General features: G+C 63.8%; 11 protein-coding genes and 1 tRNA gene. 4 read left to right on the top strand and 8 right to left on the bottom strand.

The window, feature by feature from the left end:
• Positions 1–381: 381 nt before the first annotated feature.
• Positions 382–954, top strand: a complete 573-nt coding sequence (locus GRS80_RS18635) for a hypothetical protein (protein WP_160048842.1) — start codon at positions 382–384, stop codon at positions 952–954.
• Between the two features lie 357 nt (positions 955–1,311).
• Here the strand turns inward: GRS80_RS18635 and GRS80_RS18630 are convergent.
• The 6 genes from GRS80_RS18630 to rpl18a all read right to left on the bottom strand — a co-directional run bounded on the left by GRS80_RS18630 (position 1,312) and on the right by rpl18a (position 7,486).
• A tRNA-Arg gene (locus GRS80_RS18630) sits at positions 1,312–1,386 on the bottom strand.
• Between the two features lie 94 nt (positions 1,387–1,480).
• The gene (locus GRS80_RS18625; protein ID WP_160048841.1) at positions 1,481–3,322 is read right to left on the bottom strand and encodes a Coenzyme F420 hydrogenase/dehydrogenase, beta subunit C-terminal domain; all 1,842 of its coding nucleotides are present in this window, start codon (positions 3,320–3,322) and stop codon (positions 1,481–1,483) included.
• Complete coding sequence (locus GRS80_RS18620; RefSeq protein ID WP_343161653.1) at positions 3,312–4,997, bottom strand: ferredoxin--nitrite reductase; 1,686 nt, start codon at positions 4,995–4,997, stop codon at positions 3,312–3,314. Before GRS80_RS18620 ends, GRS80_RS18625 begins: the two co-directional genes overlap by 11 nt.
• Before the next feature lie 527 nt (positions 4,998–5,524).
• Positions 5,525–6,853: a signal recognition particle-docking protein FtsY gene (gene ftsY, locus GRS80_RS18615; protein WP_160048840.1), complete on the bottom strand. Its 1,329-nt coding sequence runs from the start codon at positions 6,851–6,853 to the stop codon at positions 5,525–5,527.
• Positions 6,854–6,863: 10 nt separating this feature from the next.
• Positions 6,864–7,313 (bottom strand): prefoldin subunit alpha, encoded by a 450-nt coding sequence (gene pfdA, locus GRS80_RS18610; protein ID WP_160048839.1) that lies wholly within the window; start codon positions 7,311–7,313, stop codon positions 6,864–6,866.
• The gene (rpl18a, locus tag GRS80_RS18605) at positions 7,310–7,486 is read right to left on the bottom strand and encodes a 50S ribosomal protein L18Ae (protein WP_149079651.1); all 177 of its coding nucleotides are present in this window, start codon (positions 7,484–7,486) and stop codon (positions 7,310–7,312) included. The genes pfdA and rpl18a overlap by 4 nt, the downstream gene beginning before the upstream one ends.
• A 173-nt stretch (positions 7,487–7,659) precedes the next feature.
• On the opposite strand from rpl18a, the gene GRS80_RS18600 reads away from it, so the two are divergent.
• On the top strand, positions 7,660–7,971 hold the full coding sequence (locus tag GRS80_RS18600; RefSeq protein ID WP_160048838.1) for an ASCH domain-containing protein: 312 nt from the start codon (positions 7,660–7,662) through the stop codon (positions 7,969–7,971).
• Between the two features lie 13 nt (positions 7,972–7,984).
• Here the strand turns inward: GRS80_RS18600 and GRS80_RS18595 are convergent, their stop codons facing one another.
• Together GRS80_RS18595 and GRS80_RS18590 are read right to left on the bottom strand one after the other, a co-directional pair.
• On the bottom strand, positions 7,985–8,788 hold the full coding sequence (locus GRS80_RS18595) for a hypothetical protein (RefSeq protein WP_160048837.1): 804 nt from the start codon (positions 8,786–8,788) through the stop codon (positions 7,985–7,987).
• A 186-nt stretch (positions 8,789–8,974) separates the two neighbouring features.
• Entirely contained in the window at positions 8,975–10,978 is a 2,004-nt protein-coding gene (locus tag GRS80_RS18590; protein WP_235019784.1) for a GAF domain-containing protein, read from the bottom strand.
• A 266-nt stretch (positions 10,979–11,244) separates the two neighbouring features.
• Here GRS80_RS18590 and alaS point away from each other — a divergent pair, with 266 nt between their 5' ends.
• Both alaS and GRS80_RS18580 read left to right on the top strand, forming a co-directional pair.
• Positions 11,245–14,019: an alanine--tRNA ligase gene (gene alaS, locus GRS80_RS18585; protein WP_160048836.1), complete on the top strand. Its 2,775-nt coding sequence runs from the start codon at positions 11,245–11,247 to the stop codon at positions 14,017–14,019.
• A 109-nt stretch (positions 14,020–14,128) separates the two neighbouring features.
• Positions 14,129–14,377: a hypothetical protein gene (locus GRS80_RS18580; RefSeq protein WP_160048835.1), complete on the top strand. Its 249-nt coding sequence runs from the start codon at positions 14,129–14,131 to the stop codon at positions 14,375–14,377.
• Positions 14,378–14,402: the final 25 nt, after the last annotated feature.

Here is a 14,402-nt window from a genome sequence, read left to right as displayed (position 1 = left end):
GATACTGACTTACGACAGTCCGCATCAGGACTCGATACCGGACGAATTTCCCCCACCGACGAAGGTACCCTGTCGGCAGTCGATCCCCTCGGAAATTTGGACCACCGTCGCTCAGACATGGTCGACGATACAGGCGGGATAGATCAGACGGGAACGTGACACTCTCCCGCTGATATCTCAGTCAGACATCACTACCACCGACGTCACCGAGAGAGAACACCATCAACGGTGGCTATCCGTGAACGCAGTATCCTCGAGTCGAGGTAATTATCCATGATCATCTCGGTTGTCGTCCGATCTTTTTACAGTTGGTCGGAATAGCATCGACGAACTGCAGGTGATGCAAAGAGTTATGATATTACTAGCCGAGAATACATCTCTATGGGGGGGCCGCAGTCAGCGATCGAGCAGGGTACCGACCGGGGGGTCGACACCGAATCGCTCGAACGAGACGAACTGTCGAGAGACACCGTCTTCCAGACACTCTCGAACCGCCGGCGGCGACTCGTTTTGACGTATCTGGGCCGCCATCCCGACCGCACGGTCAGGTTACGTGATCTTTCGGAGAGGATCGCCGCCGAGGAAAACGGAGTCCCGATCGCCGAAGTGAGTTACAAACAACGGAAGCGAGTCTACACCTCGCTCTACCAGTCACACCTGCCGACGTTACACCGCGATGGGATCGTCGAATACAATCAGGCCCGCGGAACGATCAAACTCACGCCCACCGCCAGCGCCTTCGACGTCTACCTCGAGCCTCCCTCCGAGACGGCGCTCCCCTGGACGCGCTACTGGCTCGGCTTCGGACTCGTCGCGGCGACGGTCAGTATCGCCGCCTGGCTCGACGTCTCTCCGTTTCTCACCAGCCTCGGTCACCTGCTTTCGATAGCGCTTGCAGTTACGGTACTCGTACTCGCTGTCGCCTTTATCATCACCAGCGACGACGGGGAGTAAGCGGCGTCGAGACTGTCGACAGTCGTCAATCGCGCCGTCGGTGGCCGGTCCGAGAGTGACGGAGGCTCGAGATCAACGGTCTGTTCGCGGACGGGTCGTCGTTACGGTACTATCGGCGAGTTCCACCCGACTCCGTACGCCGTGGTGAGTCCCGAACCGGTTACAGACGACGGTATTCGTCCCGAGTTCGAAGCGTTTTCACTCGAGCGGTCGTGGGCGCGATGGGATATTTCTCGTCGCAAAATCACGGGCGCGATGGGATTTTGAACTACGCCCGAGAACCTGCGCTCCGCGCAGAACCTCGGTCTAATTCAAATCCCACGCGCCGGTTCACTCGTCGCTACGCGACTCGTTGCACGGGCGCGATGGGATTTGAACCCACGACCGTCGGATTAGAAGTCCGACGCTCTTTCCGGACTGAGCTACGCGCCCTCGAGTACGATTGAACGACGGATCGGCATAAGCAGTGTGGATTTCCGTCCGCTCGAGACGCCGAAACGACGATGGACAGGTCGGAATTCGTCCGTTAGTGGCCCTGGTCGTGGGGGTTCAGCGCCGTGCCGTAGTTCTCGGCGTGGTCGGTGTAGTCGATGAATCGGGGCGCGTCGGGATCGAACGGCCGCTCTAAGCTCTCGAAAGCCTTCTTTTTGTCCCAGCCCTGGAGCTTGCCGACCGCCGACTTGTCTTCTAGGTCGTGATAGTCGAGTTTCGGCTCGGTGAGCTCCCACGCCTTCATCCCCTGGTCGGTCCGGATGATGACGCTCGAGTACTCGTCCGAAGAGCCGACGGAGCCGACGGTGACGTCCGAACAGAAGCCGGTGAAGTCGGCACACTCGTCACAGCCTTTCAGCGCGGCGTCGTGGAAGTTCTCGACGTCCTCTTCGACGATCATCTCGCCGTCGTGGTCGTAGACCATCATCTTGCCGTGGAGGACGTCCATCTTGCCGATCTCCTCGGGCGAGATGTCGCGTTTTTCCTCCAACTGCTCGCCGATGAGGCTGTAGTAGTTGAAGTTCTTCGTACACATCAGCGAGATCGTGTAATCGACCGCGCGGATTCCCTCGTTCTGTTTCTGGTAGTCCCAGTCGAAATCCTGCAGGGCGCGGACCCCCTCGATCTCACAGGGCGTACCGACGAGCGCGAGCGAGAGGTCCTCCCAGTCCTTCTCGGGGAGTTTGTGCTCCCACTGCTTCAGGTCGAGGTTGCCGAGTGCCAGCGTCTGGTTGTAGACGGTCCCGGCGTTCGCGATGAGTTCTTCTTCCGTGGTCGCGAGGAAGCTCTCGGCCTTCCAGGGTTCGTCCTCGGACTCCGTCGCAATCAGCGCGCCGTCGATCTCGCCTTCCTCGAGCAGCGTCGCGAGGATGCCGGTGACGACGCCGCCGTCCTGAGCGCCGTCGGTCCAGTCATCGTCGACTTTCGCGGAGAACTCCGTGATCGGGTCGCCCGCGCCTTTGACGTTGTCCTCGCCGCCGGTGATCTTCCACTGGCGCTCGTAGCGCAGGCCGCCCCGAGGACAGAAGTCCCAACAGAGCGAACAGCCGGTACACATCTTGACGAGTTTCGGCAGGTCGTCCTCGCCGACGCCGATCGAGTCCGAGGGACAGGCGGCGACACAGGTCCCACACTGGATACAGCGACCCTCGTCGATGACCGCCTCGTCGAGTTCCATGAACCAGGTCTTCTCGTCAGGCGTCTCGATGTCGTTCATCTCCGAGCGAATCGAGTACTCGGGCGTTTCGAGGTCGAGACCGTCCGGAATCCCGACGCGGACGTCCGGTGAGTCGTCGTAGACGTCCTGACTGACGCCTTCCGCGGGTTCGGTGAACTCGAGGTCGCCGAGGTTGCCCTCGCTGTCGACGTTGCTCACGCCCGCGCCGTCCGTGACGACGCGCCTGTCGTCGGCCGCTGGCGCGGGGTCGGCGGTCTTCTCGCCACAGGTACAGGTCGACGGCGAGCAGGCTTCCTCGTCGTCCACAGGGCCTACGCCATCCGTCCGGATCGCGCCGTCTCGAGTCTGGTCCGCTCCCTCGCGGGGTCGGGGCGGGGTGCTTCCGCCTTCGGGAACCATCACGGCTTCGTCGTCGTCCGTGCTCGAGTCGGGGACGCCAGGGAAGACTGGCTCGTCCTCGCGGCTCGCGGCGTCGCCGTCTTCTCGCGGGCTTCGCCCGCTCGAACGGTCCGCTGAGCTTCGCTCCGCGCTACTCGCTTGATCCGAGGCCTCCCGTCGGTCGGCCTCGCGGCTCGCGTGTCGCTTTTCGCTCGCGGTTCCACCGCTCGCATTCCCGGGATCCTCGCCGTGCTCGGATCCCGCTGCTCCCGCTCGCAGTTCCGAAGACTCACTGCGTTCGTCTTCACCCTCAATCCCCATGGGCAACACCTCGAGCGACCGGCGCGTCGGCCCCTTGCATGATCGTCCGCAGTCGCGCGTTGTCGACTCGGCGACACCAGGCGTAGAACGCCTCGCCGTCCTCACGGTCTGCGTTGTAGGCCTCGAACAGCTGCTCGAGGGCGGGGATAACGGCGTCGGCCGGAACGGCGCTTTCGATCCAATCTAAGAACTCGTTGTCGGTGCCGAGCGAGCCGCCGAGACCGAAGTCCATCCCTTCGACGATGTCCGATCCGTCCTCGTCGTCCAGCTTGACCGTCTCGCCGCGGAAGCCGATGTCTGCGATCTGTGGCTGGGCGCAGGAGGCCGAACAGCCGGACATGTGCATCCGGATCGCTTCGATGTCCTCGGGGACGTCGATGCGTTCGTCAAGTTCGCGCGCCCAGCGCTTGGTGCGCTTTTTCGTCTCGATGATCGCGTAGTTACAGAACTCGTTGCCCGTACAGCCGACGGCGCCCCGCGAGAACGGCCCCGGATCGGGCTGATACTCCTGGGCGAAGGGTTCAGCCAGCAGATCGTCGACGTTCTCCTCGGGGATGTGGCTGATGAGGAAGTTCTGATCCGTCGCGAGGCGCACGGAGGCGTCCTCGGCGCCGTACTTCTTCGCCGCGCGAGCGGCCTCGGCGAACTCGTCGCCGCCCATCCGGCCGGCGATGACGTTGAAACCGACGTATGTGAGCCCGTCCTGTTTTTGGTCGTGGACGCCGACGTGGTCGCCACGGTAGCCTTCGGTGAGGCCGTCGCCCGCACTCGGAAGATCGATCGCACACCGGTCGCGGATCGCTTCTTCGAACGTCTCGGGGCCCATCTGCTCGACGAGGTAGCGCATGCGGCAGACGCCGCGGTTGTTGCGATCGCCGAGTTCCTTGAACGTCTGGGCGACGGCGCGACAGAACTCGATGGCGTCTTCGGGCTCTATGAAGACGTCGAGCTCCGAGGCCATCCGTGGCCCGTCGGAGAGGCCGCCGCCGACGCGGGCGTGGAAGCCGTAGAGGGACTCGCCGTCTAGCTCCTTCTTCGCCGGGACAAGTCCGATGTCGTTGATCTGGGACTGGGCACAGTCGTGCTTGCAGCCGGTGATCGTCAGCTTGAACTTCCGCGGCAGGTTCGCGTACTCACGATTGCCGGTGAAGTACTCGGAGACGGCGTCGATGACCGGCTGTGCGTTGAAACACTCGTGGTCGTCCAGCCCGGCCGCCGGACAGCCCAGCACGTTTCGGGCGGAGTCGCCACAGCCCTGGACCGTCGTCAGCCCAACCTCGTCGTACCGTTCCCACATCTCGGGGACGTCCTCGACGCGAATCCAGTGTTTCTGGATGTCCTGTCGGGTCGTGATGTCGACGTAGGCGTCGCCCCAGAGTTCGTTCTGCTCTTCGCCGCCGTACTCCTCCGGTGCGACGGCGTACTCCTGGGCACACTCGCCGATGACCTCGGCTTGCTCGGGTGTGAGCTTTCCGCCCGGGACCTTGGTCCGGATCATGAAGTAGCCCTCCTGCTTCTGGGCGTACATACCGGCCCACTTCAGGCGCTCCCACTCGCCGTCACCGGCGCGGTCTTCGATCTGTTCGAAGGTCAGGCCGTCCTCGGCGTACTCGTAGACATCGTCGATGACGTCGAGGGGGTGTTTGTTCTGCTTGTACTGTTCGGTCGTGTTCACGCGAGACCACCCCTGTGATCGAGTGTGAACCCGAGTGAACTCGTTCGCTCGTTGTTCATTCGTCCCACCGCCGGGAAGTGTCGCGATATCGGCCGTCGATCGTACCGGTCTCTTCAGAGCCCATCGTTTAGCGGCTAAACACACCTCGGCGGTATACCTCCCCGTAATGTGGCGAAAGCTGACGTCGGTCCCTCCATACGGAAAATATTGCCTCGAGACGTCCCCCACCTCGGCCGTGGCTGTGCTGAGATCGGTACATAGATCCTCACATGCGTCGGTTTTCACCACGGCCGATTCGTAACTGTCACTGGTATCGGCAAGTATCTCCGGCGAGGCTCCCTGTGGACCACTCTCATTCGTGCCCTCGAGGCGATGAGATCGATTTCACTCGGCTCCGTCACGTCCCCGTTACGGTCGATCCGTTCGGGTCGACGTTCGTTCCGGAGAGTATCGATTTCTCGTCCGATCGACTGTCCGTCTCACTCGGGGTGATCTCCTGCCGTTAACGAGAAACGTGTGAACCGACGCTACTCTTCGCCGGCGAGCAGGCGGTCGACCATCTCGTCGGGGTCGAACCGCTCGAGATCGTCGTAGCCCTGGCCCACACCGAGAAACAGGATCGGCTTTCCGGTGACGTGGGCGACCGAAATCGCCGCGCCGCCGTTGGAGTCGGCATCCGCTTTCGTCAAAACTGCGCCGTCGATTTCGGCGGCCTCGTCGAACTCTCGGGCGCGGTTGACGGCGTCCTGGCCGGCGACCGCCTCGTCGACGAACAGCGTCATGTCCGGGTCGACGACGCGGTCGATCTTCTCGAGTTGGTCCATCAACCCCTCGTCGGTGTGTAGCCGTCCCGCGGTGTCGCCGAGCACGACGTCAATGTCGTTTGCCTCGGCGTACTCGACGGCGTCGTAGAGGACGGCAGCGGGGTCGCCACCTTGCTCGTGGCTGATGCACTTCGTCTCGAGTGCGTCGGCGTGTTCCTGGATCTGCTCGTTCGCGCCGGCGCGGTAGGTGTCCCCGTTTGCCATCACGGTCGAGTATCCCCGCTGCTCGAAGTAGCGACTCAGCTTCGCGATCGACGTAGTCTTCCCGACGCCGTTGACGCCGGTGAAGACGATCGTGACGGGCGTGTCCTCGACGGCAACGTGCTCGTCGAAGTCGAACTGCCCGACGCTGATGACGTCGTAGATCGCGTCGCGAAGCGCGTCTTCGACGACATCGCCCGTCGAGGTCGTAAACGTCCGCGTCTCGCCGACGAGTTCGGCGCGGATGTTATCGAGGATCTCCTCGGCGACGCCCATCTCGACGTCACTCGAGAGAAGCGCCAGTTCGAGTTCCTGTAAGGGGCCCTCGAGATCGTCCTCTTCGATGACGAACTTCCCTTTGACGAGCGACTTCGCCTTCCGGCCGAAGCCGGTCGAGCCGTTGGCGTCGTCTTCGTTCGAGTCGTCGTCCTCGACCGGCTCGTCCGCCTCGGCGGCGTCGGCCGTATCCGGCTCACCGACTGCGGCGTCGATAGCGTCGGTCTCGTGGGTCGAATCGGACTCGAGGTCTGGGGCGTCTGCCTCTCGTCGGTCGGCGTCCGCCTCGAGGACGGCTCCGGACTCGGCGTCGGTTGTGGAACCCTCCCCTGCTGGCGTGTCCGCGGTCGGCGCTCTCCCCGTGTCGGAATCGGCTCCGTCGTCGGCGGGTGATTCGTCCTCGGGAACGTCCGTCTCTCCTTCGCTTTTCCCCTCGAGTTCGTCTTCGTCGACATCCTCAAGGCTGTCTTCGTCGACGTCCTCGACGTTTTCCTCCGCGGCTTCCTCGGCGTCCTTGCGGAAGCTCCCGAGTTTCTCCTTCAGGTTGTCGAACATGGGGGTCGCCTCACTCGTCGAGGCCCTGCTCTTGACCCAGTTGCTGCATCTGCTGTTGCATCGCCTGCTGTTGGAGCTGTTGTGCCTGCTGTTCGAGTTCGGCGCTCTCGGACTCGAGTTCGGCTATCTGCTCGTTTACCTCGCTGATCTGCCCGTCGAGGTTCTCCTTCTTGCTCTCGAGGGCCTCGACTGCGCCGTCTTGTTCGAACTCGGCCGCGTAGTCGGCGCCGAGTTCGACGATCGCCTCGTCGATGTCCTCGACCGTCGCGCGGAGGTAGGCGCCGCCGCCGATCGGCACCTGGACAGTGGAGCCGGTCTCGAGCGTCTCGAGGGCGTCGATCGCCTCGTCGACTTCGGACTTCTCGGTCTGGAGACCCTCGACGTTGTTCTGTAGGGCTTCGATCTGCTCCTGGATTTCCTGGAGCTCCTGGGAGAGCTGCTGGAGTTGCTGTTGGCTCATCGCTGCTCGACCTCCTCGAGGTCGATCTGGGTTCGTTTGAGTCCGTGTCGACTGCCAAGCTGTGAGAGGGCGTGCTCGCGGGCGACGTCCTCGTTTTCGGCGTCGATCGTCGTCTCGAACTCGGCGAAGTCGTCGCGGTTCTTGAACCGACCGGTGACCGTAAATTGACTCATGGCTCTCACTCCGGCAGGCAGTCGGAAGAATCTTCCCTTCCGTCGGAGCGCTGATCGGTGGTCTCGTCGATTCCCTCGGACGGGTGGTCCGTCGGTTCTCGTCGACGGTTGGCGGGGCGTTCGCACCTGACGTTGGCCAAACGGTTTTGTTCGCCGCCACCGACGTCCGCGATATGGGCGAGATCGATCCAGACGACCTGTTGCCGAGTCCGCGGATGCGTGAGGGCGTCCTCGAGGGAGACGTTACGCAGATCCATCGGGGCCACCAGTACGCCGAGGTGGGCGAGACGTTCGTGATCGACGACGAAACGTTCGAGGTAACCGACGTGACCGAGCGTACGCTCGGCGACCTGACCGACGACGACGCACGGGCGGAGGGGATGGAGAGCCTCGAAGCGTACGAACGCCTGCTCGAGCGCGCCCACGAGAACTTCGAGTGGGACGACGACAGCGAGGTCGTCCGTCACCGATTCGAACGCCGATAACGGTGTGACGCCGTCAGCTGTTCGCGACGGTGGGAATCAACCGCCGGTAGTACGCCGTGTGAACGGTGTAGAGATACGAGTAGAGCAGACCCGTAACGACGATTCCCGCGAGGGCCGTGATCGCGTAGCCGACCGTCTCGCCGATCCCGTCGGCGAGGCCGGGTTCGACCAGCGCCAACTCGAGGCCGACGATCGGGGCGAACGCGATCATCCCGATTCCGATCCAGAGGATCGAGTAGCCGACGACGCTCAACAAGTTCGACCGGACGACGCTGATGCTTCTCGAGAACGAGGAGAACGCACGTTCGTTCTCGACGACGATCGCCGTGTTGTAAAACTGCAAGAACAGGAACAACAGGAAGACCAGCAAGAGCACCACGATCGTGACGAGAATCGAGATCCCGACGCCGATGAGTCCTGCCGTCCCGCCCTCGACTCCCGCAACGCCGAACCCGAGCGCGACGCCGAACACGCCGATGAACATCGCCGCGAACGTGACGCCGAACATGAGCATTCCGAACAGGATCGACGCGCCGAGCAGCGATAGGTAACACGCTCTCCCCGACTCGGCGAGGCGCTCGAGCGTCGTCGTCGATCCCTCGAGGGCCTCGAGGGCCATGCCGATGATGCCGCCGAGCAGAAACGGCGACAGCAAGAGTGCGGCGACGAAGCCGACGGCGATTACGGCCAGCGAGTCGACGATCTCTCCTGTGGCCGCCAGCTGTCCGGCGATCGCGAGGAGGAATCCGCCAAGTAGTATCACGGGGTTCTCCCGGAGGACTGTCCAACCGTCTCGGAACGCGGGGATCACTGCCATTGCGTTCGGCGATACGTTACCGACTGAAAAAGCCCTCACGTAGACTCAAAGCCGGTTTTGAGTTACTGGCTTTCAACGGAGTGATACGGTTTACTGTCAGTCATTACCGTCACAACCGCGACCCGTCCGGCGGTTGCGCCGGTACATCGTTACAGTAATCCGTATGAGTCCGTATCAGCCGCGGGATCACGTCTCGATCGTGTCGACGCCGCGGAACGCGAACGCCGTCCCGTCCTCGTCTTCGGCGACGCCGAGGTCCCAGTCGTGGGCGTCGGCGACGCGTTCGACGACCTCGAGCTGGGTGCCCGTGTCGTCGGCGTCGACCAGCAACTCGGCATTGGGGTCGGTTCGACCGTGCTCGTCGGAGCTAGGCCGGTGTCCGGCGACGTAGAAGCCGTCGTCCGTCGCGCCGACGGTGACCGTGACGGGGCCGGCGGCGTCCGCGCTCACCCACGACGGCGTGTTCGCGTGTTCGATCTCGATCGCCGCCTGCAGGACGTGCTCGAACAGCTCTCGCATCTGCTCGCGGTCGGCCGCAACGAGGAGGTCGTCTTCGGTGACGAGTCTGGCGTCCGCGGTGTCGGCGCCGATCCATGCGCGGTGTGCCATCTCCCGGATCCCGACCGGCTCCCTCTCGAGGTCGGTCCCGGCGACGTCGGTCAGCGCCTCGAAGAACTCAGAGAGTTGCTCGTGGGCGTTCTCGACCATCTCGAAGTGTTCGCGGCTGCCGGTCTTCTCCGCGAGTTCGAGGTACCCTCGAGCGGCGTTCAGCGGCGTCCGCGTCTCGTCTTCGACCAGTTCGGCGATCGTCTCGAGTCGATCCGAGACGGCCGCTAACTCCCGTCTTCGACGACGCGATTCGGTGACGTCCTCGTAGACCAACAGTCCGTCGCCCGTCCCGTCTTCGTCACCCGTCTCGAGGGGGACGACTGTCAGGACGAACTCGCGAACGCCGTCGACGGTCTCACGTCGACACGGGAGTCTGTGCTGTTCGTTCGCACGGATCGCTTCGAGCAACGAGGTTCGCTCCTCTATGAGGCCGTTCGGGACCGCGTACTCGGCGACGGGAACGCCCGTGATCGCCTCGGCGTCGTCACCGAAGACTGCCTCGTGTGGATCGTTGACGTCGGCGACGACCGGCCGTTCGTCCTCGAGTTCGTACCGGATCGTCGGCTCGGAGAGGCTCGCGACCACCGAGACGAGGTCGTTCCGGTCGGCCTCGAGTCGGTTTCGGTCGTTGACGAGTCGGTTGTACTGCTCGACGATCCGGTCGCGTTCGCGTTGTAACCGATCTCGGTCGTTGCTGATCCCCGTCTCGGTCCAGTTGCGCTCGAGGATCGACTCGGCGGTTTCACACAGCCCCTCGAGCAACTCGAGATCCGTCGCGTCGAAGGCGTCGGGAAGCTCCGAGGCGACGTAGAGTACGCCGACGTCGCCGACCGGAACGCAACACAGCGATCGGGCGTGCTCGAACGGGGGGTCGACCGCCTCGAGCTCGTCGACGTCTGCGATTCGGATGGACTGGCGTGCTCGGAACGCCGCACTGAGCGGATCGTCGAGCGGCGTCGACCCGAGTTGGTCGTCGGGGACGGCCGACGAGACTGCACGCGATACGAGTTCACCGAAGTTGATCGTCGCGACCCAGCAGTACTCGAAGCCGAGCACGTCGACCGTGCCGTCGACGAGCCGATCGAACAGCCGGTCGCGTTCCCGACACGTCGCGATGGCCGCCGTCGTCTCGAGGATAGCCGTTCCCGTCTCTCTCCCTCGGTCGCGAAGCTGGGAGTTTCTCGACCGGCCGTCGCCGTGACAGTGCCAGCTGATCTCGTCGACCAGGTGCACAGGTGCGTCCGCCGTCCCCCGGCGAACGTAGCCATCGACGCCGGCGCTCGAGCGGGACGCCGTCTGTCCGTCGGCGTAGAGGATGAACGGCGTAGACCCGCTGGCGTCGACAGCTTCGGAGAGTCGGGTGTCGTCCGGATCGACCGAGCCCGCGTAGACGACGCAGTCGACTTCCGGCGTCCACTCACGGATGCGATCGACCGACGCCGTCGGGTGGACCGTCCGCTCCGGCCCTTCGCGAATCGACTCGATCGCATCCGCTCCGTCGCGGGCGTCTGCTTCTGTCGCGGCTACGTAGAGGATCAAAAGCGGCCGCGACCGCGGTGTCGGGTGTACCATCGATGTCATCGGATCCACTCGTTCGTCTGTACGTACTGTCCGGATGACCACGATAAAATTCTGCTGGGCGTTTCGAGTCGTGAGGCCGACCGATTGCCGGGAAAATTCGTCCCTTGACGACTTTAATTTCGACGAATGTCTTATATGTGGTCGAGCGACGACACCCTCCGGATCGGTCACATCGGGCCGACGCCCGACCCGCACGCCGTCGGCCGATCCTCGACGGCTGAACGTTACGGAACTGTTTTAGGCGCTGGCTGGTCAATAGACGTACAATGAGCGAACTGGCGGACGAATACCGACTCGAGTACTTCGAGGAGGAAGGTTTCGTGCGAAAGGAGTGTCCCGAGTGTGGGAATCACTTCTGGACGCGCGACGAGGACCGGGTGACCTGCGGCGAGCCCCCGTGTGAAGAGTACGACTTCATCGACAACCCGGGATTCGACGAGGAGTACAGTCTCGAGGAGATGCGTGAGGAGTTTCTCTCCTTTTTCGAGGACCACGACCACGAGCGCATCGAGCCCTACCCCGTTGCGGCCAACCGCTGGCGCGACGACGTCTTGCTCACGCAGGCGTCGATCTACGATTTCCAGCCGCTCGTGACCAGCGGCGAGACGCCGCCACCGGCGAACCCGCTGACGGTCTCTCAGCCCTGCATCCGGATGCAGGACATCGACAACGTCGGTAAGACGGGACGGCACACGATGGCCTTCGAGATGATGGCCCACCACGCGTTCAACGCCCAGGAGGAGGTCGGCGACGCCTACGCCTACGAGGGCGAAGTCTACTGGAAGAGCCGAACCGTCGAACTCTGTGACGAACTGCTCGAGTCGCTTGGCGCGGACATCACCGGCGTCACCTACATCGAGGACCCGTGGGTCGGCGGCGGCAACGCCGGCCCCGCGATCGAGGTTATCTACCGCGGGCTCGAGCTCGCGACGCTGGTCTTCATGTGCATGGAGCAGGACCCCGACGGCGAGTACGAACTCAAAGACGGGAACACCTACTCGTTCATGGACACGTACATCGTCGACACGGGCTACGGGTTAGAGCGCTGGACCTGGATGAGCCAGGGGACGCCGACGGTGTACGAGGCGATCTACCCCGAGATGATCGCGTTCCTGCGGGACAACGCGGGAATCTCCCACACCGACGAGGAGTCGGAACTCGTCGGCCGCGCCGCCCGCCTCTCTGGCAATCTGGACATCGACGACGTCGACGATGTCGAGGCTGCCCGCGGCGACATCGCCGATCAGCTGGGCGTCTCCGTCGACGAACTGCGCGACCTCGTCGAGCCCTTAGAGGACGTTTACGCCATCGCCGACCACTGTCGCACCCTCGCGTACATGCTCGGTGACGGTATCGTCCCCTCGAACGTCGGGACGGGCTATCTCGCCCGGATGGTTCTTCGTCGAACGAAACGACTCTGTGACAACGTCGGCGTCGACGCGCCGCTGGACGAACTCGTCGACATGCAGGCCGAACGGCTGGGCTACGAGAACCGCGATACGATCCGCGACATCGTCCGTACCGAGGTCGAAAAGTACCGCGAGACCTTGGAACGGGGCGGCCGTCGCGTCGAACAGCTGGCCGAGGAGTACGCCGAGAGAGACGAGCCGATTCCGACCGACGAACTCATCGAACTCTACGACTCCCACGGCATCCAGCCCGATATGGTCGAGGAGATCGCTGCCGAAGCAGGCGCAGACGTCGCCGTTCCCGACGATTTCTACAGCCTCGTCGCCCAGCGCCACGACACCCCCGACACCGGTGAGGAGACGGCCGACGAGGCCGACGAACGGTTCGAGGACCTCCCCAAGACGGAGAAACTCTACTATGACGACCAGCAGCGAACGCAGTTCGAAGCGGTCGTTCTGGACGTCTTCGAGCGCGAGGAGGGGTACGATGTCGTCCTCGATCAGACGATGTTCTATCCCGAAGGCGGTGGTCAGCCTGCGGACACGGGGACGCTCTCGACCGACGACACCTCCGTCGAGGTGAGGGACGTCCAGATCGAAGACGGCGTCGTCCTCCACCGAACCGACGAGGATCCGGGCAAAGGCGACTTCGTCAACGGACGGGTCGACACCGCCCGTCGCAGACAGCTGATGCGCCACCACACGGCGACCCACATCGTCATCCACGCCGCCCGCGAGGTGCTCGGCGACCACGTCCGCCAGGCCGGCGCACAGAAGGGCGTCGACTCTTCGCGGATCGACCTCCGCCACTACGACCGGATCGACCGGGAGACGATCAAAACGATCGAACGCGTCGCCAACGAGATCGTCATGGAGAACACGTCGGTCACCCAGGAGTGGCCGGACCGCCACGAAGCCGAGGCCGAACACGGCTTCGGGCTCTACCAGGGCGGGATCCCGCCGGGCGAACAGATTCGGCTCATCCACGTCGCCGAGGACGTCCAGGCCTGTGGCGGCACCCACGTCGCCCGGACCGGCGACATCGGCGCGATCAAGGTTCTGAACACGGAGCGCGTCCAGGACGGCGTCGAGCGCATCACGTTCGCCGCCGGCGAAGCCGCCCTCGAGGGTACCCAGGAGAACGAGGACGCCCTCTACGAGGCAGCCGAGATCCTCGACGTCTCGCCGGAGGACGTTCCCGCGACCGCGGAACGGTTCTTCGAGGAGTGGAAAGACCGCGGCAAGCGCATCGAGGAGCTGAAAGAACAACTCGCCGCGGCCCGCGCCGGCGGCGGTGGCGACGCCGAGGAGGTCGACGTCGGCGACGCGTCGGCGGTCGTCGACCGGATCGACGCCGACATGGACGAACTGCGTGCGACCGCAAACGCGATCAGCGAGGAAGGTACCATCGCTGTCCTCGGTAGCGGGGCGAGCGGCGCGCAGTTCGTCGTCTCCGTGCCCGACGGTATTGGGGTCAACGCCGGCGAAGTCGTCGGCGAACTCGCCGCCAAAGTCGGCGGCGGCGGTGGCGGGCCGCCAGATTTTGCACAGGGTGGTGGCCCCGACGTCGACGCCTTAGACGACGCACTCGAGGACGCACCCGACGTGTTGCGCCAGGTCCAGGACGCCTGATCGGACGGGGATACGAACCGCGGTTGGATCTCGAGCGAGGGAGATGGCGCAGTTCGAATCGATCGTTGGAGGGACAAGTTTACGTTGTTCGGGTGGCTTCTCGACAGTAATGGCATCGGCCGCGCCCGAACTACTCGCAGAACTGTTCCCGTTGCTCGTCTATACGATTCTCGCAGGCGTCCTGACCGCTGGCGGAATCGCCGCGGAGTACGCAAGCGTCCAGCACCTCGGAAGCGGAGAACTCATGAGTGCCCTCTGGCTCGCCGCCATCGGTGCAGTCATGCTCTACGCCGGCGTCTACGGCCTGGCGTACAAGAAAGTCCTCGCTCGAGTGCTCATCTCGAGCGGGCGCCAGTAACCGATTCGCATCGGCGATCGGCTGC

Origin of the sequence: Natrialba sp. INN-245, from assembly GCF_009807105.1 — an archaeon.
GTDB classification, from domain to species: domain Archaea; phylum Halobacteriota; class Halobacteria; order Halobacteriales; family Natrialbaceae; genus Natrarchaeobius; species Natrarchaeobius swarupiae.
The sequence above is the reverse complement of the archived record's forward strand: the minus strand, read 5'-3'. Positions and strand labels throughout refer to the sequence as shown.